This is a genomic window from Cellulomonas composti, from assembly GCF_007990245.1.
GTDB classification, from domain to species: domain Bacteria; phylum Actinomycetota; class Actinomycetes; order Actinomycetales; family Cellulomonadaceae; genus Cellulomonas; species Cellulomonas composti.
In genome coordinates, this window is the sequence record NZ_BJWG01000002.1 from 122406 (window position 1) to 146963 (window position 24558).

Here is a 24558-nt window from a genome sequence, read left to right on the forward strand (position 1 = left end):
TCATGACCGCCGCCGCAAGGTGGCAGGGCTCCGGCCCGGCGGACGACGACACCGTGATTCACCGGTCCCGGCGCCGCCGGGGTCGTCCCCGCTCCGTGTCGGAGCACAGCAGGAAAGAGCAAGGCCATGGCAACTGGCACCGTGAAGTGGTTCAACGCCGAGAAGGGTTACGGCTTCATCGCCCCCGACGACGGCGGCCCGGACGTCTTCGCCCACTACTCCGCCATCCAGTCGAGCGGCTACCGCTCGCTCGAGGAGAACCAGAAGGTCGAGTTCGAGGTCACGCAGGGCCCCAAGGGCCCCCAGGCGTCGAACATCCAGCCCATCTGATCGTCGCTCGCGACATCCCGAAGGCCCCGGCTCCACGCCGGGGCCTTCGGCGTCCACGCGAGGACGGGTCCCAGGTCCCACCTCTCCACGGGTCGACAGGTCTATCTGCCGGTCCGCACGGTACGTCGACGCGACAGGCCAGCACTTCCTGTCCCTCGTTCGGGCCGGATGACGCCCTAGAGTGGCCTCCGTGATCTTCAAGGCGGTGGGCGAGGGCAGGCCCTACCCGGACCACGGGCTCGAGACGATGAAGCAGTGGGCCGACGTTCCGCCGCGCCTGGTGCGGCTCGACGAGCTCGTGACCACGAAGCGCACGCTTGACCTGGACGCCCTCCTCTCGGAGGACTCCACGTTCTACGGAGACCTGTTCGCGCACGTGGTGCAGTACAAGGGCGTGCTGTACCTCGAGGACGGGCTGCACCGGGCGGTTCGCGCCGCCCTGCAGCAGCGTCCCGTGCTGCACGCCCGGGTACTGGTGATCGAGTGAGCGAGCCCGACCGCGCGCGGAACCTACGCCGCCGGCACATGCGTGAACGTCAGGCGGTCGTGTTCGGCGTCCTGCTGGCGGCCCTCGCCGTCGTCGGGCTCGGCGCTGCGGCCGTGTACACCGAAAGCCTCGACCTGCCGTTCATGAACCGCGACTTCGAGGCCGAGCCGACGCCCACGCCGACGCGCGCGAACTTCCCGTGCCCGCCCGAAGGCGCCCTGCCGGTCGCGTACAGCGCCATCACCGTCAACGTGTACAACTCGACGACCACCGGCGGGCTGGCCGCCGCGACTCAGAGCCAGCTCGTCGAGCGCGGCTTCACGGCCGGTTCGACGGGGAACCAGCCGGAGTACGACGGCACCGCCCGGATCACGTTCGGCGCGCAGGGCGTGGCCGCCGGCTACACCCTTGCCGAGCAGTTCACCACGGTGACCTTCCTGCTGGACGGCCGCCAGGACGCGACGGTCGACGTCACGCTCGGCACCGACTTCGAGGCGCTCGTCGCCCCCGAGGAGATCACGCTCGACCCGACCGTACCGCTGGTCGCCCCCGCTGGGTGCACGCCGTACGCGGACATCGTCGAACCGGCGCCCACCGTCTCGGCGTCCCCGACCCCCGCCGCCGGCTGAGCAGCCCCCGACCTCAGCACGCGACCCCCTGCGCGACCTCCCACGCGACCGCAGTACGCGACCTCAGTACGCAACCTCAGTGGGCGAGCACGTCCTGCTCGTCGCCACCCGGCACGGATGCCGGTGAGGCCGGCTCCTGGTGCGTGCCGCGCCAGCGCGAGAGCACGCGCATGAGGTGGTAGAGGCCGATCGCGACGGCGGTCCCGAGCGCGATGCCCGTGAACGTCAGGTCGCCCACCTGCCAGGTGAAGTTCGCGATGCCGACGATCAGCGCGATCGCCGCAGGCGTCAGGTTCACCGGGTCGGAGAAGTCGACCTTGTTCTGGATCCAGATGCGGGCGCCGAGCAGGCCGATCATGCCGTAGAGCAGCGTCGCGGCGCCGCCGATGACGCCGGCGGGCACCGTGGCGACTGCGGCCCCGAACTTGGGCGACATGGACAGCAGGAGCGCGGTGAGGCCAGCCACCCAGTACGCCGCGGTCGAGTAGACCTTGGTCGCCGCCATGACGCCGATGTTCTCCGCGTACGTCGTCGTACCTGAACCGCCGCCCAGGCCCGCGAACGTCGTCGCGACGCCGTCCGCGAGCAGCGCACGTCCCGTGTACGGGTCCATGTCGCGGCCCGTCATGGCCGTCACGGACTTCAGGTGGCCGATGTTCTCGGCGATCAGGACGAGCACCACGGGGACGAACAGCGCCAGGACACCCGGCTTGATCGTCGGGGTCACGAAGGTCGGCAGCCCGATCCACGACGCGCCGCGCATGGCCTCGAACGACACCTCGTCGCGGAGCAGCGCGACGAGGTACCCGACGACGACCCCGACGAGGATCGACAGCCGGCCGAGGATCCCCTTGAACAGCACGGTGCAGAGCACGATCGCGCCGAGTGTGCAGATCGCCGTCACGGGCGCGGCGCGAAAGCCGCTGTCCTCGTTCACGCCCCACGCCGCGGGTGCGAGGTTGAAGCCGATGAGCATGACGATCGTGCCGGTCACGACCGGCGGCATCGTCACCTCGATCCAGTGCGTGCCTACGACGTGCACGAGCACGCCGACGGCCGTCAGCAGGAGCCCGGCGACGAGGATGCCGCCGACCGCGGCGGACTGGCCGCCCGAGAGCGTCGCTGCGCCGATCGGCGCGATGAACGCGAAGCTCGAGCCGAGGTAGCTGGGCACCCGGTTGCGCGTGATGAGCAGGAAGCCGATCGTGCCGACCGCCGAGAAGAACAGCGTCGTCTGCGGCGAGAAGCCCGTGATGATCGGCACCAGGAACGTCGCGCCGAACATCGCGACGACGTGCTGCAGCCCGATCCCGATCGTCCTCGGCCACGACAGCCGTTCGTCGGGGGCGACCACCCCGCCGGGCGGGATCGTCCGTCCGTCGCCCGCCACGCTCCAGCCCCACTGACGCCGGACCGCGCCCCACGCCTTGCCCGCCACGCTCCGCGCCCTGCCCACAACGCCCACATCGACCTCCGTCGGTCGACGGCTCCGCCGCCGGTTCGTGAGTGAGCCCCGCTCGGCGCCCGCCGTCACCCGAGGCGAGGTTATCGGCGACGTTCCGGCTGCACATGGGACCCGGGCGTGCGATCTTCGTGGGGTAGCGTGGCCACTGCCGACGGTGGCCCACGAGCCCTGGAGGCGACCATGCACAAGCACGAGGCCGACGAGCCCGCGCTCGTCCCGCCCGCACCGGACCATGTCCTGGACAGCGGCACGCCCGACCCGGTGATCGCGAGCGCACCGCACGCGGAGCCCGCGTCGCACGAGACCGAGGGTGACGAGCACCCCTTCCCGCCGCTGGTCGGGTCCCAGACCGGTGCGGTCCCGCCGCCGGAGAAGCCCGTCCTCTGACCCCTGGAGGTACCCGCTGGACCGCATCCTGCGTTCGCACGCGGCCCTGTGGTGCGCCTTCGCGCTGGTGCACGGCTGGCTGCTGCTGGTCGGCGTCGTGCTCGCGCCCGCGCAGACGTTCTGGGACGTCGACCTGTACCGGTGGTGGGCGTGGCAGGGCCTGAACATCGGCGTCTGGCAGGGCATCGACACCGCCTGGGTGTACCCGATCGGCGCGTTCGTCCCGATGCTGCTCTCCGCGGTCGGGGGGACCGGGTACGGCCACGGCTACGCGCTCGCGTGGAGCCTGTGGGTCACGGTGTTCGACGCGCTCGGGGTGGTCGCGCTGCTGCATGCGCCGCGGCTCGTCGGGAACCGGCAGCGGTCCACGACGGGTGCGTGGTGGTGGATCGGGTTCACGTTCCTGCTCGGGCCGGTCGCGATGGGCCGGCTCGACGCCGTGGTCGCGCCGATGGTCATCGCCGCTCTGGTGCTCGCGATCCCGCGGCCCCGGCTCGCGGCCGCGCTGCTCACGCTCGGCGCCTGGGTCAAGGTCGCGCCCGGCGCGCTGCTGCTGGCGGTCGTGCCGCTCGTGCGCCGGCCGTGGCGCGACGTCGTCGTGCCCGCGCTGCTCGTGTGCGCGGCGATCACCGCGTTCGTGTGGGCCGTCGGCGGGCTGGAGCACCTGGGGTCGTTCCTCACCGAGCAGCACCGCCGCGGGCTGCAGGTCGAGGCCGTCGGTGCGACGCCGTGGGTGCTCGCCGCGCTGTTCACGCCGCGCGTCACGATCGGCCTGAACGAGCAGATCACGACGTGGGAGATCTACGGCCCGGGCACGCAGTGGGCCGCGGACGCGCTGGGGGCGGCGTTCGTCGTCGGGCTCGGGCTCGTCGGCGCGTTCCTGTGGTGGTGCTCGCGCCGCGCCGGCGACCGGCTGTGGGCCGACCGCGTGCTGCGCGCACAGCTCCTGACCCGCGGCGCGCTGCTCGTCGCGACCACACTGATCGTGTTCAACAAGGTGGGCTCGCCGCAGTACTTGGGCTGGGTCGCGCCGCCCGTGGCCGTGGCCCTCGCGCTGCGGCTGCCCGGCTGGCGCGGCACCTCGGCCCTGGTGGCCGGGCTCGCGCTGGCCACGCAGGTCATCTTCCCGATCGGCTACACCCAGCTCGTCACGGGCGGCCCGGGCATGGCGCTCGTGCTCGCGGCCCGCAACGTCGGGCTCGTCGTGCTCGCGGTGACCTGCGTGGTCGCGCTGCTGCGCATCAGTCGAGCGCCGGAGCCACCTGCTCCGCAACCAGCTCCAGGTGCTGCAGATCGGCCAGATCGAGAACCTGCAGGTACACCCGCGTGATCCCGAGGTCGCGCAGCCACGCCAGCCGCTGCACGACCTCGTCGGGCGTCCCCGCCAGACCGTGCTCGCGCAGCTCGTCGGGCGCGCGGCCGATCGCGGCGGCACGGCGCCCGAACTCCGCCTCGTCGCGCCCGACGCACAGCACGAACGCGGCCGAGAGCACGAGGTCGTCGGCGGGCCGGCCGATCGCCTCGCACGCGCCGCGGACGACGTCGAGCCGCGGCGCCACGTCCTCGAACGCCGGGAACGACAGGTTGAACTCGCTCGCGTAGCGGGCCGCGAGCGCGGGCGTGCGCACGGGCCCGCTGCCGCCGACGATCACCGGCACGCCCGGGACCCCGCGCGCCGACTGCACCGGCTTGGGCAGCGCGGGCGAGTCCGTGAGCGTGTAGTGCTCGCCGGCGAACGAGTAGCGCTCGCCGACCGGCGTGCCCCACAGTCCCGTGACGATCTCGAGCTGCTCGGTGAGCAGGCCGAACCTCTTGGCCGGGAACGGGATGCCGTACGCCGCGTGCTCCGCCGCGAACCAGCCCGTGCCGAGCCCCAGCTCGACGCGGCCGCCGGACATCTCGTCGACCTGCGCGACCTGGATCGCCAGCACGCCCGGGTAGCGGTAGGTCACCGACGAGACGAGCGTGCCGAGCCGGATGCGACTCGTCTCGCGGGCCAGGCCGGCGAGCGTCGTCCAGGCGTCGGTCGGCCCCGGCAGACCGTCCCCGTCGCCCATCCGCAGGTAGTGGTCCGACCGGAAGAACGCGTCGAAGCCCAGGTCCTCGGTCGCCTTGGCGACGCGGAGCAGGTCGGAGTAGGACGCCCCCTGCTGGGGCTCGGTGAACACGCGCAGCTGCATCCCGGCATCCTGCCCCAGGTCCGCGGCTCAGGCGCGTCAGCGCTGGCAGGTCGGGCAGCGGTAGAGCTTGCGGGCGGCCAGCTCCTCGACGACGACGGGCGTGCCGCACACGCGGCACGGCAGGCCCGCCCGGCCGTAGATCCAGTGCCGCAGGTCCGGGTCCCTCAGGGCGGCGCGACGCTCGTCGGGCGTGAGGTCCTCGCGCGTGATCATCACGCCCGTCGCGATGCCGTCGGGCAGTAGCCGCGCCCAGTCGCGCCACAGCGCGGCGGCGACGTCCGGCGGCACCTGGCGGCCCGGCGTCCACGGGTCGAGGCGAGCGCGGAACAGCAGCTCGGCGCGGTAGATGTTGCCGATCCCGGCCACCACGGTCTGGTCCATGAGGAGCTGCCCGACGGGGACGGCCCGCCGGCGCAGCCGCCGCACCATCTCCTCGCCCGCGGCCGCGAGGTCGGTCTCCGCAGCCGGGTCGGGTCCGAGCCGGGCGATCACCGCCGCAGTCTCGTCGGGCGTGAGCACCTCGCACGCGGACGGACCGCGCAGGTCGGCGACGGTCTCGTCGGACGCCAGGCGCACGCGCACCTGGCCGACGGGCGGCGGCGGGAACTCGGACGGGAGCACGCCCGTCTCGCGCTCGTCCTCGCCCATCCGGACCGCGCGGCGCAGGCGGGGCGCACCGAGCGAGCCCCACGCGGCCTCGCCCGGAGCCATCGACGAGAGCCGCCCGTAGAAGTCCCACGCGCCGTACAGGCCCAGGTGCACGCGCAGCACACCGGGGTCGAACTCGAGGAACAGGTGCTTGCCGACGACCGACGAACGACGCAGCACGTGCCCGTCGAGGCGTGCGGCACCCGCCGCGAACCGCCCCTGCGGCGACGTCACCGCGAGCGGTCTCCCGACGAGGTCGAGCTCGAGCTGCCGCGCGACGCGGTGGACGGTATGACCTTCGGGCACGCCCGCAGGTTACGCGGCGGGGGCGCCCGCGGCGGAGGCGCGGCCGAGGTGCGCGTCGACGACGTCGAGCAGCACCTCGCGCGGCGAGCGTGACTCGGCCTTCGCCGTCGCGAGCTCCAGCACGTCCGTGATCTCCAGGCCGATGAGCTCGTGGCGCTCCAGCAGCGCGTCGCGCAGCGCCTCGACGAGGTGGCGGTTGCGCGACAGCAGCCGGCGCACGGTGCTGCGCGCGTCGTCGAGCACGCCCTCGAGCTGCTCGCGCGACGCGGGGTCGGCGAGCACCGCGGAGACGAGGTCGCGGTCGGTCGACAGGAACGACACGAGCGAGCCGGTCATGCCGGCCGCACCGACCATCTGCGCGGCGGTGCGCGTCGCGGCGGCGAGGTCGCTGGCGGGGCCCGTGGTCGTCTGGCCGAAGAACAGCTCCTCGGAGACCCAGCCGCCCATCGCGATCTGCACGAGCGCCTGCAGGTCGTACTGCGAGTGCGTCCAGACCTCCTCGCAGTCGCCGTGCGCGAGCAGGCCGAGCGCGTCCCCGCGCCGGATGATCGTCAGCACCTCGAGCGTGCGGTTCGGGGCGACGAGCCACGCGACCGTCGCATGGCCCGCCTCGTGCGTCGCGATGAGCCGCTGCTCGGCCTCGGTGTAGCGGACCGGTTGGCCGATGCCGACCATCTCGGTGATGCGCGCCTGCTCGACGTCGTGGAACGACATCGTGGTCGAGCCGCGGCGCAGCGCGTTGACCAGGGCCTCGTCGAGCAGGTGCTCGATCATCACGGGCGTCCAGCCGTTGGTCGCCGCCGCGATCCGGTCCCGCAGCACCGGGTCGTCGAGGCCCACCTCGTGCGTGCGGCGCTTGAGGAAGTGGTCGACGAGCGCGCGGCGCCCGTGCGCGTCGGGCGGCGAGAACGTCAGGTGCCGGTCGAAGCGGCCCGGCCGCAGCAGCGCCGGGTCGAGCGAGTCGGCGCGGTTGGTGGCCGCGATCAGCAGGATCGGCGCGCGGCCCGGCCGGCGCTGCTTGATCTGGCGGTGCGCCGGCAGCAGCAGGTTGATCGCCGCGACCAGGCGGTTGTAGAGCTTGTCGCTGCCCGTCGGCTCGTCGAACGACTGCATCTGGACCAGCAGCTCGTTGACCACTCCCCCCGTGCCCTCGCTGACCACCGCGTTCGTCGTCGTACCCCGCAGCCCCGCGAGCGGACCCGGCAGGGCGCCGGACGGCGAGACGCACCCCGACGCGGCCGACGGCCCGTACGCGCGCGACGCGGGCACCACGCCGCCGCGCCGCAGCGCGATCGCATCGATCTCCTCGATGAACCCGATCGCCCCGCCCTCGGCGCGGGCCGTGCGCCGCAGCGCCCGGAAGTAGGAGCGGATCTTGCGGGCCGTCGCGCCGTAGTACATCGACTGGAACGACGTGGCGGAGACGAACAGGAACGGCACACCCGCCTCGGCCGCCATCGCCTTGGCCGTCATCGTCTTGCCCGTGCCGGGCAGTCCCTCGAACAGCAGGCCGCGCCGCGGCGTGCCGCCCATCTGGTCCGCGAACCGGCGGTGCGTCTGGAACAGGTCGATCGAGCGCCGCACGTCCTCCTTGACGGGGTCGATGCCGATCACGTCGTCGAGCCCGACGTCGACCTGCTCGGGCCGGTAGGTCAGGTGCGGCGAGCGGGACGTGCCGACCGTCGTGAACACCGCGAGCAGCATCATCACGAAGAAGAACGCGACGATCGTCATGAGGAACGGGTCGACGTGCGGCACGGGGACCAGCGGCACGTCGGCCACCGCCGACCCGATCACCCACGCTTCGAGCGCGATCACGACCGCGGCCCAGCGGTACACGCGCCGCCGGCGCATCCGCTCGCGCTCCAGCGCGATGTCGTGGGCTCCGACCCGGATCGGCGACTGCAGCTCCTCAGGCATGCGGGCCCCTCTCGCCAGGCACGGGTCCGACTCCCGCGCGTCGATCTGGGCCTTATCGTCCGACCGGGTGACGGAATCGGCAACATCGGACATTTCGGACCACCCGTTCGGGCGTACCCCGACGGGTGACTCCCGCCCGGAGGCTAGGCGCGGAGGGTGGCGCGGAGGGTCGAGGTCTCGAGCGGGGACAGGCCCAGGCCGTCGGCCAGGTAGGCGTCGAACGAGCCGAACTCGTCGCGTACCGCGGCCAGCGCCGCCTGCAGGTACTCCGCGCGGACCTCGAGCAGCGGCGCGAGCAGCGCCCGGTCGATGCCCGCCGCCTCGGCCTGCACGAGCAGCGGCTCGAACGTGGCGCGCACCGCCGGGTTCACCGCGAGGAACTCGTCGAGCACGCCGTCCTCGTCGACGCCCGCCGCGAGCAGCAGGATCGTCGCCGCCCAGCCCGTGCGGTCCTTGCCGGCGGTGCAGTGGAACAGCAGCGGCGTGCGCTCGGCGTCGATCGCGAGCCGCACGAACGCCGCGTACGCGCGCCGCGCGGACCCCGCGAGCACGAGCTGCCGGTAGGTCGCCACCATCTGCGCGGCGAGGTCCGCGCCGCCCAGGGCCGCGACCAGCCGCGACGGGTCGCTCAGCGCCTCGGGGATGCCCGCGGCCTGTGCGCCCGGCAGGTCGGCGAGCACGTCGAGCGCGACGAGCCGCGCGCCGGCGGGCACCACGTCCGGCCGCGCCGCCCGCTCGGCGGCCGTGCGCAGGTCGACGACCGTGCGCACCGCCAGCCGGGCGAGGTCCGGGTCGTCGGCCACGTCCGGCGAGGCCAGCTCGGCGCAGCGGTAGGCCAGCCCGGTCGCGACCCACCCGCCGTCGGTCGTCGGACGGCCGCCGACGTCGCGCAGGTTGGTCACGCTCGCGGTCGTCAGGACGTGGGGGTCGCCGCTCACCCGACGAGCGTGCCACGCCGGGATGACCCGCACAGCCGGACGGGGCACCATGGGCTGATGGGAGCCGCGTCGCGCCGCACGCTCGTCGGACGCGTGCTCGTCGTGCCCGCGCTCGCCGTGCCGGCCCTGGCGCTCTCCCTGGGCGCGTGCGCGCCCGCACCCGCCGCGGCCCCGCCGCCGCCCCCGCAGGTGGTGACCGTCGAGGCGCCCGTCGACGTCGCGAAAGCCCAGGTCCCGGCGCCCGAGCCGCGGCCGGACCTGTCGGCGCTGACCGTCGTCGACCCGCTGCACGTCGTCCCGGGGCTGCCCGGCCTCGACGGCCTCACGCAGCTCGAGAACGACGACCCGACCGCGGGCCGCTGGCGCACCGCCGTGGTCACGCGCGACACCGCCGCCTACGACGCGCCCGGTGGCACGGCCGTCGGGCGGCTGCCCGCGTACACGCTGGGCGTCCCGACGACGGTGCCCGTGGTCGAGGTCGGCGACGAGGGCTGGCTGCGGGTCATGGTCGCCGCGCGCGGCGCGCTGCCGAGCGATGACGCGACGCAGGTCAACGGCCGCACCGCGTGGGTGCGCGCGTTCGACACCCGGCCGGCCGGGACCGACTGGCGGATCGAGGTCTCGACGCACGACCAGACGGTCACGATCGACGAGGGCGACGGCCCGACGACCTACGCCGTGATCGCCACCGGGGCCCCGTCGCGACCCACGCCGCGCGCGCCGCAGTTCGTCGTGGGCACGTTCTGGGACCAGCCGGGCACGTACACGCCGCGCGTGGTCCTGCTCTCGTCGCAGAGCGAGACCATCGACGCGTACGACCGCGAGACGGGCACGTCCGCGACCGCGTTCCACACCACCCCGCTGCGGGGCCGCGGCGAGATCTCGAACGGCTGCATCCGGCTGTCCGACGACGTGCTCGACGTGCTGTGGCACCGCGTGCCGGCGGGCACGCTCGTGCTGGTCTCCTGACGGGAGGGGCCCGCCGGGCGGCCGGTCAGGCCGGGGCGGGGGCCGTCCAGCGCAGGCCGTCGAGCACGAGGCGCAGGACGCGCTGGGTGCGCTCGCGGTCGCCGGACTCGACGCCGGCCATGCACACGCCGCTCACGGCGCGCATGAGGTCGGCGGGCTCGAGGTCGCTGCGGATCGAGCCGGCCTCGGCGGCGGCGGTGAGCAGACGCGCGGCCGCGCCCTCGAGCTTGGCCCTGCTCTCGCCCATCACCTGCGCGGCGTCGGGGCCGAGCCCGGCCTTGAGCGCGCTCGCCATGCCCTTCTTGCGCACGACGTAGCCGACGAACCCCATGACCCACTCGTCGAGCGCCTCGCCCGCGGGACGGGTCGCCGACAGCTCGTCGGCGCGCGCGACGAACTGGTCGACGCTCGCGCGGTAGACGGCCTCGATGAGCGCGAGCCTCGTCGGGAAGTGGCGGTACAGCGTGCCGACGCCCACGCCGGCGCGGCGGGCGACCTCCTCGAGCGACGCGTCGGTGCCCTGCTCGTCGAACAGCTCGGTCGCGGCGTCCAGCACCTTGCGGCGGTTGCGCGCGGCGTCGGCACGCAGCGGGCGCTCGGCCTGCACCTGCGTCACGACTCTGCTCCGTTCGTCGACGTCCGGCGGCACTCGTCGTCGGACTCGTGCGCGCGATCGCTTGCGTAACCGGAGGGCGCCTCCGTATAGTCCCAACCGGAGGCATCGTCCGCTTCTCTCCAGATCCTAACCCCGCGGAGGTCCGCATGTCTGCGACCGCGCTCCCCGTCCGTCCCGCCGGCACCGTCCGGTCGTCCTCGCCGGCCCTCGTGCTGGCCGCCATCCTCACCACCCAGCTCATGCTCGTGCTCGACACGACGATCGTGAACGTCGCCCTGCCCGACGTGCAGCAGGCCCTCGGCTTCACCCCGACCGGGCTGTCGTGGGTGCTCAACGCCTACACGCTCGCGTTCGGCGGGCTCCTCCTGCTGGGCGCCCGCGCGGGCGACCTGCTCGGCCGCCGGCGCGTGCTGCTCGCCGGGATCACGCTGTTCACGCTCGCGTCCTTCGTCGGCGGGCTCGCCGCCCACCCCGGCACGCTGCTCGCCGCCCGCGCGGCCCAGGGCATCGGCGCCGCACTCGCGGCACCCTCGGCGCTCGCGCTGCTGATGGGCCGCTTCCCCGAAGGGCGTGAGCGTGCCCGCGCGCTCGGCTACTTCTCGGCCGTCTCGATCGGCGGCTCCGCGATCGGCCTCATCGCCGGCGGCATGCTCACGCAGTGGGCGTCGTGGCGCTGGGTGATGTTCGTCAACGTGCCCATCGGCATCGCCCTCGTCCTGCTGGCCCGCGCCGTGCTCACCGAGACGCCCCGGCACACCGGCCGGTTCGACCTCGCGGGCGCCGCGACCTCGACCGTCGGGATGACCGCGCTCGTCTACGGCTTCGTCAGCGCGGCCGAGTCCGGCTGGACCGACCCGCGCACGCTCGCGTCGTTCCTCGTCGGCGGGCTGCTGCTGAGCGCGTTCATCCTCGTCGAGCTGCGCGCGTCGTCGCCCATCACGCCGCTGCGCCTGTTCGCCGACCGCACGCGCTCGACCGCGCTCGGCGCGCGCCTGCTCCTCATGGCCGCGATGACCGGCCTGTTCTTCTTCCTCACGCAGTTCCTGCAGGACGTGCTCGCCTACTCGCCACTCGCGACCGGCTTCGCGTTCCTCCCCATCACCGTGATGCTGCTCGTGTTCTCGCAGGTCAGCGCACGGGCCATGGGACGGGTGGGGATCAAGCCGCTCATGGTCGTCGGGCTGTCGTTCACCACCGTCGCGCTGCTGCTGCTCTCGCGGCTCACCGCCGACTCGACGTACCCGCAGATCCTGGTGGCGCTGCTGCTGTTCGGCCTCGGCAACGGGCTCGCGTTCGTCCCGCTCACCGCGGCCGGCCTGGCCGGGGTGGACCCGGCGGACGCCGGCGCCGCCTCCGGGCTGGTCAACGCCGCGCAGCAGATCGGCGGCGCGCTCGGCCTGGCGGTGCTCGTCAGCCTCGCGCAGTCCGCGGCCCGGGCCGCCGAGCCGCTCGGGACCACGGCCGCCGAGATCGCTCAGCACGCGTTCGTCGTGGGCGCGCAACGCGCGTTCCTCGTCGGGGCCGGCCTGATCGCGGTGACCGTCGTCCTGCTCGTGACGCTCGTCCGCACGCCGCGGCGCGCGCCGCAGGCCTCGCCGACCGGCGTCGTCGACGAGCGTGAGCCGGTGCTCGTCCTCGACTGAGCACGTCCCGACGAACGAGCCCGACGAACGGGCGCCGCAGGAGAGCCCGGCCGGTACGCACCGGCCGGGCTCTCGCGCATCAGCCGGCGGCCTCGATCGCGGCGCGCAGCGCGCCGGGGATCCGGAAGTCGCCCGTCCACGCGGTCCCGTCGATCAGGACGACCGGCGTCGTGACCCGCCCCCGCTCGTCGCGCGGCGCGAGGTTCGTGGCCGCGGCCACCCACCCGGCGAAGGTCCGCCCGGCCTCCGTGCGGGCCGTGAAGCCGTCGGTCACGGCGTCGGGGACGCCGACGCCGTGGGCGAGGGCCGCGAGCTCGTCGTCGTCGAGACCCGCCGACCGCTCCGCCGGCTGCGTGCCCTCGGCGAACAACGCCGTGACCAGCGCCGGGAAGCGCTCGGGGTCGCCGTCCGCGACGACGCCCAGCGCGTTCGCCGCACGCGTCGAGTAGGCGGAGCTCGACGCGTCGTCGAGGATCGACAGCGGGTGGTAGACCACCGTGACACCGTCGTCCGCGACGAGGTCGGCCAGGTCCTCACCGTTCACCTGCTCGAGGATGCCGCAGTACGGGCACATGGCGTCGAGGTAGAGGTCGACGGTGACCCCGTCGCCCGGGACGCCGACGCCGGCCGCGCTGACCGGGACGCCGCCCGTGCCGGCGTCTGCCGCGCCCGGCACGGCGACGTCGACGAGCGCCGGGCTCGGGTCGGGGTGGACCACGTCGGCGGCGAGCGCCGCGTCGTGCCGGGAGTGCTGCAGCGCGAGGACCAGTGCCGCGACGAACGCGAGCCCGACGAGCCCGAGCAGGCTCGCCACGACGACGCGCCGACGCCGGCGGGCACGCTCCTGGCGGACCCGCGCCTCGCGGGCCTCCTCACGCGCCTGGTCGCGGCGCTGCTGCTTCGTCGGGCTCCCGGACCCGGGCGGGGACGTGCGTGTCGTGCGGGACATGGACGTGGACGGGGACGGGGACGTGCGGGGACGGTCGGACGGCATGGCGTACTCCTGGTGGTCGAAAGGGGTGTCGGGCGCGGTTCAGACGAACCGCGGCGGACCCCGGTGCGACCAGACGAAGGAGTGCCCCGTGCGGGCGGGAAGCGGCACGGACCGGGCGAGGTGCTCGACCGGTCCGACGACGAGGGCGGCGCGCGGTGCCGGCTCCAGCACGAGCCCGACGAGCCGGCGGACGACCGCGACCAGCGGCGCGACCAGTCGGGCGACCCGCGACCCGCGGGTCAGCTCGACGAGCAGCGCGAGCGGGAGCAGCACGACGACGCCGGCCAGCCACGCACGCGTCAGCGGGTCGGCGCCCACCTGCCCGGGCGCACAACCCGTCGCCTGCGCGACGAGCGCGAGCCGCGACTCGAGGAGCCCGAGCACGTCGGGCGGCAGGCACGCCTGCGCCGTGGCGCGCAGCCGCGCCAGCGAGGCCGCCCACACCAGGACGGCGCCCGCCAGCAGCACCGCACGTGCGCTCCGGCCGACCATCGTCGCGAGCCTATGCCTCCCGCGCCGACGGCGAGCCCTGACCGGACCTTGGTCCGGGCGCGGGCCCGTCGGTGCACGCCACTCTGGACGCGCGTTGCCAGCGGGTGCGTTGCCGTGCCATCGTCTCGTGGGAGCGCACCCACCGGCCGCAAGGCGCGCGTGGCCGCACCGACGACGACGTCACGAATGAGGTGTCCCTGCATGTCGACGCAGACCGGAACGACCCCGCACACCGCCGCGGCCACGGCCCCCACGGCGACGAGCGGACCCGTCGAGCTCGACGGGCGGCCCTTCTACCGCATCGCCGCGTACGACGAGCTCCCGGCCTTCTTCATGACGCTCGTGAGCGCGAGCGACCTGTGGCTGTTCGTGTCGAGCACGGGCGGCCTGACGGCGGGCCGCGAGCACGCCGACCGCGCGCTGTTCCCGTACGCCACCGAGGACAAGGTCTCCGCCGGCGCCGGCCGCACCGGCGGGCTCACGCTCCTGCGCGTGCGGACCGACGACGGGGTCCGGTTCTGGCAGCCCTTCGCCGAGCGCCGCCCCGACGACCCGACGGTCGAGCGCGACCTGTACAAGGACCCCCTCGGCACCACGCTGGTGTTCGAGGAGACCCGCCCGGACGTCGGCCTGCGCGTGCGGGTCACGTGGACGACGAGCGCGCGGTTCGGGGTGGTGCGCGAGGTCGAGCTGGCGTCCGTCGTGGACCGGCCCGTCGACGTCGAGGTGCTCGACGGCCTCGTCGACCTCCTGCCGCCGGGCGTGACGGTGCAGACGCAGGGCGAGTTCAGCAGCCTGCTCGACGCGTACAAGCGCGCCGAGGTCGACGACGCCACGGGACTCGGCCTGCTCTACCTCAACTCCACGCTCACCGACCGGTCGGACCCGAGCGAGTCGCTCGCCGCCACCGTCGTCTGGCAGGTCGGGCTCGAGGACGTCGACCACCTGCTGTCCACGCGGCAGGTCGGCGCGTTCGCGGCGGGCCGGCCCGTGCACGCCGATCGCGAGGTGCGCGGCGAGAAGGGCGCCTACCTCGTGCGCGCGGCGCTCACCCTCGCGCCGGGCGAACGCCGCGCGTGGAGCGTCGTCGCCGACGTCGACCACAGCGCGGCCGACGTCGTCGGCCTCCTCGCCCAGCTCGCCGACCCCGTCGCGGCGGGTGCAGCCCTCGCCGCGGACGTCGAGGCCACGCGCGCGGACCTCGAGGGGATCGTCGCGCGCGCCGACGCCGCCCAGCAGACCGGCGACGAGCTCGCGACAGCCCACCACGGCGCGAACGTGCTGTTCAACGTCATGCGCGGCGGCATCCCGCTCGAGGGGTACCACGTCGAGACGGCCGACCTGCGCGCGTTCGTCGGGCAGCGCAGCCCGCGGACCGCGGCCCGGTGCGCGGACCTGCTGGCCGCGCTGCCGCCGACGCAGGAGATCGACGCGCTCGTCGAGCAGGCCGACGCGAGCGGCGACCCGGACCTGCTGCGGCTCGTGCGCGAGTACCTGCCCCTGACGTTCAGCCGCCGGCACGGCGACCCGAGCAGGCCGTGGAACAAGTTCCGCATCGCGCTGCGCGACGCCGACGGGCGCACGCGCGTGGACTTCCAGGGCAACTGGCGCGACATCTTCCAGAACTGGGAGGCCCTCGCATGGTCCTTCCCGGAGTACGTCGAGTCGATGGTCGCGGTGTTCCTCGACGCGACGACGGCCGACGGCTACAACCCGTACCGCATCTCCCGCTCGGGCATCGACTGGGAGGTGCCGGAGCCGTCGAACCCGTGGGCGAACATCGGCTACTGGAGCGATCACCAGGTCGTCTACCTCGTCAAGCTCGTCGAGGCGTCCCGCCGGTTCCACCCCGGCCGGCTCGACGCGCTCGTCGACCGCGCGCTGTTCACGCACGCCGACGTGCCGTACCGCATCGCGTCCTACGAGCAGACGCTCGCGGAGCCGGTCGCGACGATCACGTTCGACGACGACGCGCAGGAGCGCGTGCTGCGCCGGGTCGAGACCGAAGGCGCCGACGGCCGGCTCGTGCACGACTCCGCGGGCGACCTGGTGCGCGTCACGCTCGGCGAGAAGCTGCTACTCACCGTGCTGGCGAAGGTGGTCAACCTGGTCCCCGACGGCGGGATCTGGATGAACACGCAGCGCCCCGAGTGGAACGACGCCAACAACGCGCTCGTCGGCAAGGGCCTGTCCGTCGTCACGCTCGCGTACCTGCGCCGCGCCCTGACGCTCGCGCGGGACCTGCTCGACCGCGACCTCACGCTGACCGACGAGCTCGCGGCCCTGCTCGCGGACGTGCGCACGGCTCTCGACGAGCACGTCGCGCACGTCGAGAGCTTCGACGACCGCGGCCGACGCACCGTGATGGACGCGCTCGGTGCGGCGGGGACCGCCTACCGCGAGCGCGTGTACGCCGGGTTCTCGGGCGAGCACGCGGACGTGCCGGCCGCGGCGGTGCGCGCCTTCGTCGACGTCGCGCAGCGCTACGTCGACGCCACGCTGCACGCGAACCGCCGCGACGACGGCCTGTACCACTCCTACAACCTGCTCGAGCTGGGCGACGGGGTCGCGCGCGTCGGGCGGCTGCAGGAGATGCTCGAGGGTCAGGTCGCCGTGCTCTCCTCGGGCGCGCTCACGCCGGCCGAGGCGCTCGACCTGCTGCGCGCGCTGCGCACGAGCGCGCTCTACCGCGCCGACCAGCACAGCTACCAGCTCTACCCCGACAAGGACCTGCCGACGTTCCTCACGCGCAACCGCATCTCCGACGAGCAGGCCGCGAGCGCACCGCTGCTCGGCGCCCTGGTCCGGGCCGGCGACTCGTCGCTCGTCGAGCGCGACGTGCACGGCACCTACCGGTTCGGCCCCGACCTGCACAACGCGCGCGACGTCGAGGCCGCGCTCGACTCCGTCCCGGCCCGCGTGCCGGGGCTGACCGCGCAGGACGTGGCCGACGGCCGCGCCGCGCTGCTCGACGTCTTCGAGCAGGTGTTCCGGCACGCCGAGTTCACCGGGCGGTCGGGCTCGTTCTTCGCGTACGAGGGCCTCGGCAGCATCTACTGGCACATGGTCTCCAAGCTGCTGCTCGCGGTGCAGGAGAACCTGGAGCAGGCCGTCGCCGAGGACGCCGACCCGGACGTGCTCGTCGGGCTCGCCGACGCGTACGAGGACGTCCGGCGCGGCCTGGGCTACTGCAAGACGCCCGAGGTCTACGGCGCGTTCCCCGTCGACCCGTACTCCCACACGCCCGCGGGCCGCGGCGCGCGCCAGCCCGGCATGACCGGGCAGGTCAAGGAGGAGGTCCTCACCCGGTTCGGCGAGCTCGGGCTGCGGGTCGAGGACGGGCGGATCGTCGTGCGGCCGCTGCTGCTGCGCGCCGACGAGTGGACCACCGGCCCGACGACGTTCCGGTACGACGACGTCGCGCAGGTCTCCCACTCGCTGGAGCTCGACCCCGGCTCGCTGGCGTTCACGTTCTGCCAGGTTCCCGTGGTCTACCGGCGCGGTGCGGCGCTGTCCGTCGTCGCGCACCTGGCCGACGGCACCGCCGTGCCCGCCGCGGACGGCGTGCTCGACGCCGACGTCAGCGCGCACGTGTTCCGCCGCACCGGCACCGTCACGCGCATCGACGTCGAGGTCCCCGCCGGCTGACCGGTCAGCGTGACGAGTCGGCCCCGGCGGTGAGCGGGGCCGGCTCGCCTCGCCGCGCGGTCCACGACTCGGGCGCCCACCGGTCGTACAACGCCGTCATGAGCCCAACGACGAACGCCATCAGCAGCGCGTCGACCAGCGCGACGTCGCCCGTGCGCCCGTCCGCGACGAGCGCGGCAAGGACGCTCATCGCGACGAGGCTGATCGCGGTGTTGAGCGCGACCAGCCCGGGCAGGCTCGTCGGACCCGTGCGGGACGTACGCACCCGCCAGACCTGCACCGCGGCGTGCACCAGGACCACCCCGGCGACCACGACCCAGGCTGCCCACCACCGCGCGTCGATGCGCGGGTAGGACAGCACGAGGATCGTCGTGACGAGCCCGACGAGCACGACCTTCTCGACCACCGCCCAGCGCGTGACTGCGGCCCGCACCCCCGCCGGACGCACGGGCGCCCCGCTGCGCCGCGCGACCTCGTCGGCGTCGAGCGTGAAGGCCCAGTCCGCGGCAGGCAGCCGCGGCCACAGCCAACGCAACCCGAGCGCGAGCGCGACGACGAGCCCGACGAGCGCCGCGAGCACCCACGGGCGGTTCGCGAACCCGGCCGCCCACCCCTCGTCCGGGTCGACGCCGAGCACACGCGTGAGGAACTCGTCGGTGAAGTCCAGCTGGGCGACGTGGATCCACCACTCCTGCGGCAGCTTGATCACGATCCACACGAACGCCGTCAACCCCAGCACCGCGCGGTGCGACAGCCGACGCTGGTCCCAGCGCGTGCGCACGACCTCGAGCGCGATCACGACGTACTCGAACGTGTTCGGGAACACCAGCAGCAGCCATCGCAGCCCCGTCAGCTCAAACAGCAGCACGCCGACGAGCCGGTAGTACCAGAGTGCCGCGACCACGTTCACCGCGTACCGGTCGCGCCAGTTGCGCAGCACCGCGAGGTAGGTGATCGACAGGTAGTAGATGTCGAGCGCCTTGTCGTACGACTGGTAGTTCGTCAGGTCCAGGCCCGTGAACGCCTGCAGGATCGACTTGTCCAGCCCGTCGACGACGAGCGAGGCAAGGATCGCCGGCAGCGGGAACCGCCCGATGAACAGCGGCACGACGAGTCGCACGCCGACCACCAGCGCGACGACGATCCCGTCGACCGTCGACGCGTGAGTCACGCCGCGATGCTAGCCGCCCGCGCACGGCAAGAAGTCGAGGGCCGGCGACACGTTCTTGTCGACGGGGAGGTCGTCGATGAGTGCTCACCGCAGGGCTGTGGCGTGCTGGGTGTGCTGCTCGTCGGCGGCTGCGCGGCGCGGTCGTCGACGACGCTCCGACCGGGGATGCGAGGTGGAATTGGACCGCTCCCGAAGTGATGCGGTGATGCGCTGGTGCGGTTAGCATCGAGCCGTGCGAACCACCCTCGACCTCGACGACACCGTGCTTGCGGCCGCTCGTGCTCTCGCTGCGCAGGAGCACACATCACTCGGGCGTGCGGTCTCCACTCTCGCCCTGCGCGGCCTGATCGGGACGACCCCGGCACACACCGTCCGCGGATTTCCCGTGTTCCGCACACCCGAGGGCCACACGATCACCGGCGAGCTGGTCGCACTGCACCGCGACGATGACTGACACGTACCTGCTCGACGTCAACGTCCTGATCGCTCTCGCCAACGACGGGCACATCCACCATCGCGCTGCGCACCGCTGGTTCGCCACGGTCGATTCGTGGGCCACGACACCGATCACCGAATCGGCATTCGTCCGGCTGCAGTCCACACCAGCCGTCACGGGCACGACGATCCTGCCTGGTGAAGCGATCGCAGCACTGTCGCAGATGCGGTCCCTGCCAGGTCATCGTTGGCTACCGGACGATGCATCGTTCGCCGAACCCGTCATCGACCTGACCGCCCTCGTGGGCCGTGCGCAGGTCACTGACTTCCACCTCGTGAACCTGGCTCGCCGCACGAGCTCACGGCTCGCGACCTTCGACGGGAAGCTGTGTGCGGCACTCGCCGCGCCGGACCGGGAGCTCGCCACACTGATTGCCGTGGACTGAGAGCGCGCACGCGCTCCGGTGCCGTGCGGTCCGCCGTGGGTCACGGTGCGCGCATGACCTCGACGGCGAGCCGGCACGACGAAACCCCTCGCTCGGAGCCCTTCCGGGCCCCTCACGAGGGGTTCTGTCACTACAAGGGCCTGAGCTTCGTCAGTACCCCGTGGCGGTAGCGGTGGGATTTGAACCCACGGTGGACTTTCACCCACACACGCTTTCGAGGCGTGCTCCTTAGGCCGCTCGGACACGCTACCTCGCGGGCAAGGGTACCCGGTCGGCGGCCGTGCTCCGAAATCGTCCCGTCGACCCGCGGCCAGGACGAGCAGCCCCGGACAGGCTTACCGTGCAGGTGTGAGCAGCGAGGCGCGAGCACTGACGACCGGCACGCTCGCCGACGTCGTCGCGCTGCTGTCCGGGCACCGTCTGGCGGTGCTCACGGGTGCGGGGGTCTCGACGGACTCGGGCATCCCCGACTACCGCGGGCCGGGCTCGCCGCCGCGCACGCCCATGACGTACCAGCAGTTCGTCGGCGACGAGGCGTTCCGCCGGCACTACTGGGCGCGCAACCACGTGGGCTGGCGGCACGTGAACCGCACGCTGCCCAACGCCGGGCACCGCGCGCTCGCGACGCTCGAGCACCGCGGAGTCGTGCTCGGCGTGATCACGCAGAACGTGGACCTGCTGCACGAGGCCGCCGGGTCGCGGCACGTGATCGACCTGCACGGCCGCTACGACCGCGTGGTGTGCCTCGCGTGCGGCACGGTGATCTCCCGGGCCGAGCTGGCGGACCGGCTCGACGCCCTGAACCCCGGCTTCGTCGCGGCGGTCGGCGCGGTCGCGGACGTCGAGATCGCGCCCGAGGCCGACGCGGTGATCGAGTCGACGAGCCAGTTCACCGTCGCCGCGTGCGCGCGGTGCGGCGGGATCCTCAAGCCGGACATCGTCTACTTCGGCGAGACGGTGCCGCGCGAGCGGGTCGAGCGCGCGTACGCGCTGGTCGACGCCGCGGACGCGCTGCTCGTGGCGGGCTCGTCGCTGACGGTGCAGTCCGGGCTGAGGTTCGTGCGGCACGCGGCCGGCACCGGCAAGCCCGTCGTCGTCGTGAACCGCGGCGCGACCCGCGGCGACCGCTACGCGGCGCTCACGCTGGACGCGGGGACCTCAGAGACGCTCGTCGAGCTCGTGGACGTCCTGGCCGCCGTCCACTGACGCGTTCCACTCGCGCTGGGCCTCGAAGAAGTTGCGCAGCAGGATGCTGCTCTCCTCCTCGCGCACGCCGCCGATCACCTCGACGCGGTGGTTCACCCGCCGGTCGCGCACCACGTCCCACTGCGAGCCGCAGGCGCCCGCCTTGGGGTCCCACGCGCCGAGGACCAGCCGGGGGATGCGCGCCAGGACGAGCGCGCCCGCGCACATCAAGCACGGTTCCAGGGTCACGACGAGCGTGCAGTCGTCCAGCCGCCAGCGGTCCAGCGTCACCGCCGCGGCGCGCAGCGCGAGCACCTCGGCGTGCGCCGTCGGGTCGTCGTCGGCCTCGCGCTGGTTGTGGCCGCGTCCGACGACGACGCCCGCCGGATCCAGGACGACGGCGCCGACCGGGACGTCCATCGTCGCGACCGTGCGACGTGCCTCGTCGAGAGCCAGGCCCATCGCCCACAGCTCGACCGCCGGCACCGGGCGTCCGATGCTGCTCATCGCGTCATCATGGCGCAACCGCGAGGACCAAGGGGTCACCCACGCGGGGTGAGCGGCGAGTAGCCTGCCGCCATGCGCCTGCACGTCGCGGACCACCCGCTCGTCGCCCACAAGCTCGCGGTCCTGCGCGACGCCTCCACCCCCTCGGTCACGTTCCGGCTCCTCGTCGACGAGCTCGTCACGCTGCTCGCCTACGAGGCGACCCGGGACGTGCGCGTCGACACCGTCGAGATCGTCACGCCGGTCGCGACGACGACGGGCGTCAAGCTCGCGCAGCCCCGACCGCTCGTCGTGCCGATCCTGCGCGCGGGCCTCGGGATGCTCGACGGCATGACGCGGCTGCTGCCGTCCGCCGAGGTCGGCTTCCTGGGCATGCAGCGCGACGAGGAGACGCTCGAGGCGATCACCTACGCCAACCGCCTGCCCGACGACCTGTCCGGCCGGCAGTGCTTCCTGCTCGACCCGATGCTCGCCACCGGCGGCACCCTGGTCGCCGCGATCGACTACCTGACCGCGCGCGGCGCGCGCGACGTCACGTGCGTGTGCCTCATCGCCGCGCCCGAGGGGCTGGCCGTCGTCGAGAAGGCCGTCGGTGAGCGCGCCGACGTCTCGGTCGTCGTGGCCGCGGTCGACGAGCGGCTCAACGAGAAGGCGTACATCGTGCCCGGCCTGGGCGACGCGGGCGACCGCCTGTACGGCGTCGTCTGACGCCACCGGTCGCCGTCCACCGGCGGCCTGCCTACCGTGGCGTCATGCGGATCGCGATCGCGGGTGGCCACGGCAGGGTCGCCCGCCGACTCTCCCGGGCCCTCGTCGAGCACGGTGACGTGCCCGTGGCGCTCGTGCGGACCCTCGAGCACGTCGACGACGTCGTCGACGACGGCGCCGAGGCGGTCGTGCTCGACCTGGAGCGATGCAACGTCAACGACGTCGCGCAGGCGGTCGGCGGCGCCGACGCCGTCGTGTTCGCCGCCGGTGCCGGTGTGGGCAGCGGGGCCCCGCGCAAGGACAGCGTGGACCGCGGCGCCGCCGCACTGCTCGCCGACGCCGCGCACCGGGCCGGCGTCGGACGGTACGTGCTCGTCTCGTCGCTCGGCGTGGAGAAGGTCGGCGGGCTCGGCTTCCCCCCGCTCGACATGGATCCCGTGTTCGTCGCCTACCTGCGTGCCAAGGCGGCGAGCGAGGCGGACCTCGTGCGGCGGGAGATCGCGTGGACGGTCCTGCGGCCGGGCCGCCTCACCGACGACGAGGGCACCGGCCGGGTGCGGCTCGCGGCCGCGGCCGACTCACCGTCGCTCGGTGGGAGCGTGTCGCGCGACGACGTCGCCACGGTGCTCGTCGCGCTCGCGCACGCACCCACGACTGCGGGCCAGGTGCTCACGCTCGTGGCCGGCGACACGCACATCCCGGACGCCGTGGCCGGTCTGGCCGCCGGCTGAACGACGCGCCGGACTCGACGATCAGCGCTCCTGCGCCGGTTGGGTCCGCAGCGTCACAGCTCCGACGAAGTACTGGTCGCCCGTCGTCATCGGCGTCAGCGCGTCGACGTCGCACGGCAGCCGCGTCGGCACGAAGCCCTTCGCGTCGACGCCCAGCGAGGACGCCCAGCGCCAACCCGTCGCGGACGAGTCGAACGCGTTGGCCGCGCTGCCCGTGGTCCCGTCGCCGCGCAGCGGCGTCAGGTCCGTCGTCGCGTCCGTGCACGCGCCCGCCAGCCGCAGCCGGTCGCCGGTCAGCCCACGGTCGCCCTCCCAGCCGACGACGCCGAACCGCGCGAGCGAGCCCGCAGGAGCGGCGAAGTGGAACGCCGGCGGCGGCGCCGACGTGCCCACCCACAGGCCGCCGTCGTAGATCGTGACCTGCGCGTCGCCGGGCGCGGAGTACACGACGACCAGCGACCAGCCCGCGTAGTACGTCGGGTCGCTGTCGGTGCGCTTCGCGCTGACGGCGGCGTCGGCGACCGACCACTCTCCGGGCCCGAGCTTGGTCACCAGCGCCGTCACGTCGGCGAACGACGAGTAGTACAGGCGGTCCGAGCTGTCGGTGCGCGTCGTCGGCTCGCCCGTCGCGGTCACCGGCACGTACGCGGCACCCGGTCCGCGCAGCAGCACCACATCGGTGGGTCCGCTCCACGTGTCCTTCGCGCCGCGGTTCGCCGACCAGTACAGGCCGGCGAACACGATCTTGCGGTCCGCGGGGACCGAGACCTTCGTCGACGACGAGACCGGCACGCTCGCGCGCGGACCCTCGGGCGGCGCCTCGTCGAGCGCGACCATCGTCTGGCTGTTGTTGTCGGCGCCGCCCGCGAGCGCCTGCGTGCACGTGGTCGTGCCCGCCTTGCACGTGAGCAGCGGCGCACCCGCCTCGGTGACGTCCCAGCCGCTGCCGGCCGGCGTGCTGAACCGCGTCGCCAGCCCGCCCGAGCGACCCGGGACCGGAGCGCTGGTGGTGACCGGCTCGGCGACCCCCGCCGCGGTCGCCGAGATCTCGACGGCGCCCGGGACGACGTACTGCGAGCGCACGGGCAGCAGGACCTCGACGACCTCGCCCGCCGCGAGCACCGGCCACGAGCAGACGACCGTCCGCAGCGACTCGGAGCCGGACGCGACGCACGCCGACGGCCACGCAGCCGACTTCACGTCGGCGACAAGGTTGGCGGGCAGCTCGACGGTGGCCCGGACCTTCGCCGCGTCCGCCTCGGGCGGTGCGGCAGCGGCCACCGCGAAGGCGATCTGACCGGTGTCGTCGGCCTGCAGCGCGACGCCTGCGTTCTGCAGCGCGAGCACGGGCGCCAGCCCGGTGACCGGCAGGGCCAGGTGCTCGCCGGCGTCCGCATCCCGCGCCGAGGCCCGCACGACCAGGTCGCCGAGATCACCCGTCGCGCCCGCGTCGACGGTCACGGACACGACGAGCGAGCTCGTCGCACCCGGCTCGAGCTCCGGTCCCGTGCACCACAGCCGGTCCGACGCCTGGATGCGGACCAGCGGCTCGCGCGCCTCCTCGACGGGCACCCCGCACGCCCACCCGTCACCCACGGCGCCGGTCCAGGTGACACCGACCGGCAGGGTCACATCGAGGTTCGCGGCCTGCGCGGACAGGTCGCCGTCGTTCGCGACGACGAGCTGCAGCGACGACGTGCGGCCGCCCGCGACCGTGAGCGTC

At 73.7% G+C, this 24558-nt stretch carries 23 protein-coding genes and 1 tRNA gene; 13 read left to right on the forward strand and 11 right to left on the reverse strand.

Features of this window, described 5'->3' with window-relative positions:
- Positions 1-126: 126 nt before the first annotated feature.
- From CCO02nite_RS03145 to CCO02nite_RS03155, 3 genes are all read left to right on the forward strand, one after another.
- Positions 127-330, forward strand: a complete 204-nt coding sequence (locus CCO02nite_RS03145; protein ID WP_146841594.1) for a cold-shock protein — start codon at positions 127-129, stop codon at positions 328-330.
- A gap of 190 nt (positions 331-520) precedes the next feature.
- A complete protein-coding gene (locus CCO02nite_RS03150) occupies positions 521-817 on the forward strand; it encodes a type II toxin-antitoxin system VapB family antitoxin (RefSeq protein ID WP_186812562.1) in 297 nt (98 codons plus the stop codon).
- Between the two features lie 38 nt (positions 818-855).
- Positions 856-1446, forward strand: coding sequence for a LytR C-terminal domain-containing protein (locus tag CCO02nite_RS03155; RefSeq protein ID WP_246117309.1), 591 nt, complete (start codon positions 856-858; stop codon positions 1444-1446).
- Between the two features lie 76 nt (positions 1447-1522).
- On the opposite strand, the gene CCO02nite_RS03160 is transcribed toward CCO02nite_RS03155, so the two are convergent.
- Positions 1523-2884 carry a uracil-xanthine permease family protein gene (locus tag CCO02nite_RS03160; protein ID WP_246117310.1) on the reverse strand — a complete coding sequence of 454 codons (1362 nt, stop codon included), beginning with the start codon at positions 2882-2884 and terminating at the stop codon, positions 1523-1525.
- A gap of 207 nt (positions 2885-3091) precedes the next feature.
- Here CCO02nite_RS03160 and CCO02nite_RS15605 point away from each other — a divergent pair, with 207 nt between their 5' ends.
- On the forward strand, positions 3092-3298 hold the full coding sequence (locus CCO02nite_RS15605) for a hypothetical protein (RefSeq protein ID WP_186812575.1): 207 nt from the start codon (positions 3092-3094) through the stop codon (positions 3296-3298).
- Between the two features lie 67 nt (positions 3299-3365).
- The gene (locus CCO02nite_RS03165) at positions 3366-4628 is read left to right on the forward strand and encodes a glycosyltransferase 87 family protein (RefSeq protein ID WP_246117311.1); all 1263 of its coding nucleotides are present in this window, start codon (positions 3366-3368) and stop codon (positions 4626-4628) included.
- Here the strand turns inward: CCO02nite_RS03165 and CCO02nite_RS03170 are convergent.
- The 4 genes from CCO02nite_RS03170 to CCO02nite_RS03185 form a co-directional block, all read right to left on the reverse strand.
- On the reverse strand, positions 4540-5478 hold the full coding sequence (locus tag CCO02nite_RS03170) for an LLM class F420-dependent oxidoreductase (protein WP_146841596.1): 939 nt from the start codon (positions 5476-5478) through the stop codon (positions 4540-4542). The two genes, CCO02nite_RS03165 and CCO02nite_RS03170, sit on opposite strands and share 89 nt — an antisense overlap.
- Positions 5479-5514: 36 nt before the next feature.
- On the reverse strand, positions 5515-6432 hold the full coding sequence (locus CCO02nite_RS03175) for an Fpg/Nei family DNA glycosylase (RefSeq protein WP_146841597.1): 918 nt from the start codon (positions 6430-6432) through the stop codon (positions 5515-5517).
- 9 nt (positions 6433-6441) lie between these two features.
- A complete protein-coding gene (locus CCO02nite_RS03180; RefSeq protein ID WP_146841598.1) occupies positions 6442-8352 on the reverse strand; it encodes an AAA family ATPase in 1911 nt (636 codons plus the stop codon).
- A gap of 143 nt (positions 8353-8495) precedes the next feature.
- Positions 8496-9290 (reverse strand): tyrosine-protein phosphatase, encoded by a 795-nt coding sequence (locus CCO02nite_RS03185; RefSeq protein ID WP_246117312.1) that lies wholly within the window; start codon positions 9288-9290, stop codon positions 8496-8498.
- A 57-nt stretch (positions 9291-9347) separates the two neighbouring features.
- Between CCO02nite_RS03185 and CCO02nite_RS03190 the strand changes: the two genes are divergently transcribed.
- On the forward strand, positions 9348-10259 hold the full coding sequence (locus tag CCO02nite_RS03190; RefSeq protein WP_146841600.1) for a L,D-transpeptidase: 912 nt from the start codon (positions 9348-9350) through the stop codon (positions 10257-10259).
- A gap of 25 nt (positions 10260-10284) precedes the next feature.
- On the opposite strand, the gene CCO02nite_RS03195 is transcribed toward CCO02nite_RS03190, so the two are convergent.
- Complete coding sequence (locus CCO02nite_RS03195) at positions 10285-10875, reverse strand: TetR/AcrR family transcriptional regulator (RefSeq protein WP_222593122.1); 591 nt, start codon at positions 10873-10875, stop codon at positions 10285-10287.
- A gap of 146 nt (positions 10876-11021) precedes the next feature.
- On the opposite strand from CCO02nite_RS03195, the gene CCO02nite_RS03200 reads away from it, so the two are divergent.
- Complete coding sequence (locus CCO02nite_RS03200; RefSeq protein WP_146841601.1) at positions 11022-12518, forward strand: MFS transporter; 1497 nt, start codon at positions 11022-11024, stop codon at positions 12516-12518.
- A 79-nt stretch (positions 12519-12597) separates the two neighbouring features.
- On the opposite strand, the gene CCO02nite_RS03205 is transcribed toward CCO02nite_RS03200, so the two are convergent.
- Together CCO02nite_RS03205 and CCO02nite_RS03210 are read right to left on the reverse strand one after the other, a co-directional pair.
- A complete protein-coding gene (locus CCO02nite_RS03205) occupies positions 12598-13467 on the reverse strand; it encodes a DsbA family protein (RefSeq protein WP_146841602.1) in 870 nt (289 codons plus the stop codon).
- A gap of 84 nt (positions 13468-13551) precedes the next feature.
- Positions 13552-14004, reverse strand: a complete 453-nt coding sequence (locus CCO02nite_RS03210) for a hypothetical protein (protein WP_146841603.1) — start codon at positions 14002-14004, stop codon at positions 13552-13554.
- Between the two features lie 201 nt (positions 14005-14205).
- On the opposite strand from CCO02nite_RS03210, the gene CCO02nite_RS03215 reads away from it, so the two are divergent.
- Complete coding sequence (locus CCO02nite_RS03215) at positions 14206-17652, forward strand: 1,3-beta-D-glucan phosphorylase, GH149 family (protein ID WP_146841604.1); 3447 nt, start codon at positions 14206-14208, stop codon at positions 17650-17652.
- A 4-nt stretch (positions 17653-17656) separates the two neighbouring features.
- Here the strand turns inward: CCO02nite_RS03215 and CCO02nite_RS03220 are convergent, their stop codons facing one another.
- Positions 17657-18823: a hypothetical protein gene (locus tag CCO02nite_RS03220; RefSeq protein ID WP_146841605.1), complete on the reverse strand. Its 1167-nt coding sequence runs from the start codon at positions 18821-18823 to the stop codon at positions 17657-17659.
- Positions 18824-19055: 232 nt separating this feature from the next.
- Here CCO02nite_RS03220 and CCO02nite_RS03225 point away from each other — a divergent pair, with 232 nt between their 5' ends.
- Together CCO02nite_RS03225 and CCO02nite_RS03230 are read left to right on the forward strand one after the other, a co-directional pair.
- Positions 19056-19277 (forward strand): DUF2191 domain-containing protein, encoded by a 222-nt coding sequence (locus CCO02nite_RS03225; protein WP_146841606.1) that lies wholly within the window; start codon positions 19056-19058, stop codon positions 19275-19277.
- The gene (locus CCO02nite_RS03230) at positions 19270-19704 is read left to right on the forward strand and encodes a TA system VapC family ribonuclease toxin (RefSeq protein WP_146841607.1); all 435 of its coding nucleotides are present in this window, start codon (positions 19270-19272) and stop codon (positions 19702-19704) included. Before CCO02nite_RS03225 ends, CCO02nite_RS03230 begins: the two co-directional genes overlap by 8 nt.
- 161 nt (positions 19705-19865) lie before the next feature.
- On the opposite strand, the gene CCO02nite_RS03235 is transcribed toward CCO02nite_RS03230, so the two are convergent.
- Positions 19866-19955, reverse strand: a tRNA-Ser gene (locus CCO02nite_RS03235).
- A gap of 97 nt (positions 19956-20052) precedes the next feature.
- Between CCO02nite_RS03235 and CCO02nite_RS03240 the strand changes: the two genes are divergently transcribed.
- On the forward strand, positions 20053-20910 hold the full coding sequence (locus tag CCO02nite_RS03240; RefSeq protein WP_222593123.1) for an NAD-dependent protein deacetylase: 858 nt from the start codon (positions 20053-20055) through the stop codon (positions 20908-20910).
- On the opposite strand, the gene CCO02nite_RS03245 is transcribed toward CCO02nite_RS03240, so the two are convergent.
- Positions 20863-21396, reverse strand: coding sequence for a nucleoside deaminase (locus tag CCO02nite_RS03245; RefSeq protein ID WP_371862472.1), 534 nt, complete (start codon positions 21394-21396; stop codon positions 20863-20865). The genes CCO02nite_RS03240 and CCO02nite_RS03245 overlap by 48 nt on opposite strands.
- A 72-nt stretch (positions 21397-21468) precedes the next feature.
- Between CCO02nite_RS03245 and upp the strand changes: the two genes are divergently transcribed.
- Positions 21469-22104: a uracil phosphoribosyltransferase gene (gene upp / locus CCO02nite_RS03250; RefSeq protein ID WP_146841608.1), complete on the forward strand. Its 636-nt coding sequence runs from the start codon at positions 21469-21471 to the stop codon at positions 22102-22104.
- A gap of 44 nt (positions 22105-22148) precedes the next feature.
- Positions 22149-22835, forward strand: a complete 687-nt coding sequence (locus CCO02nite_RS03255; protein WP_146841609.1) for an NAD(P)H-binding protein — start codon at positions 22149-22151, stop codon at positions 22833-22835.
- Positions 22836-24558 lie beyond the last annotated feature (1723 nt).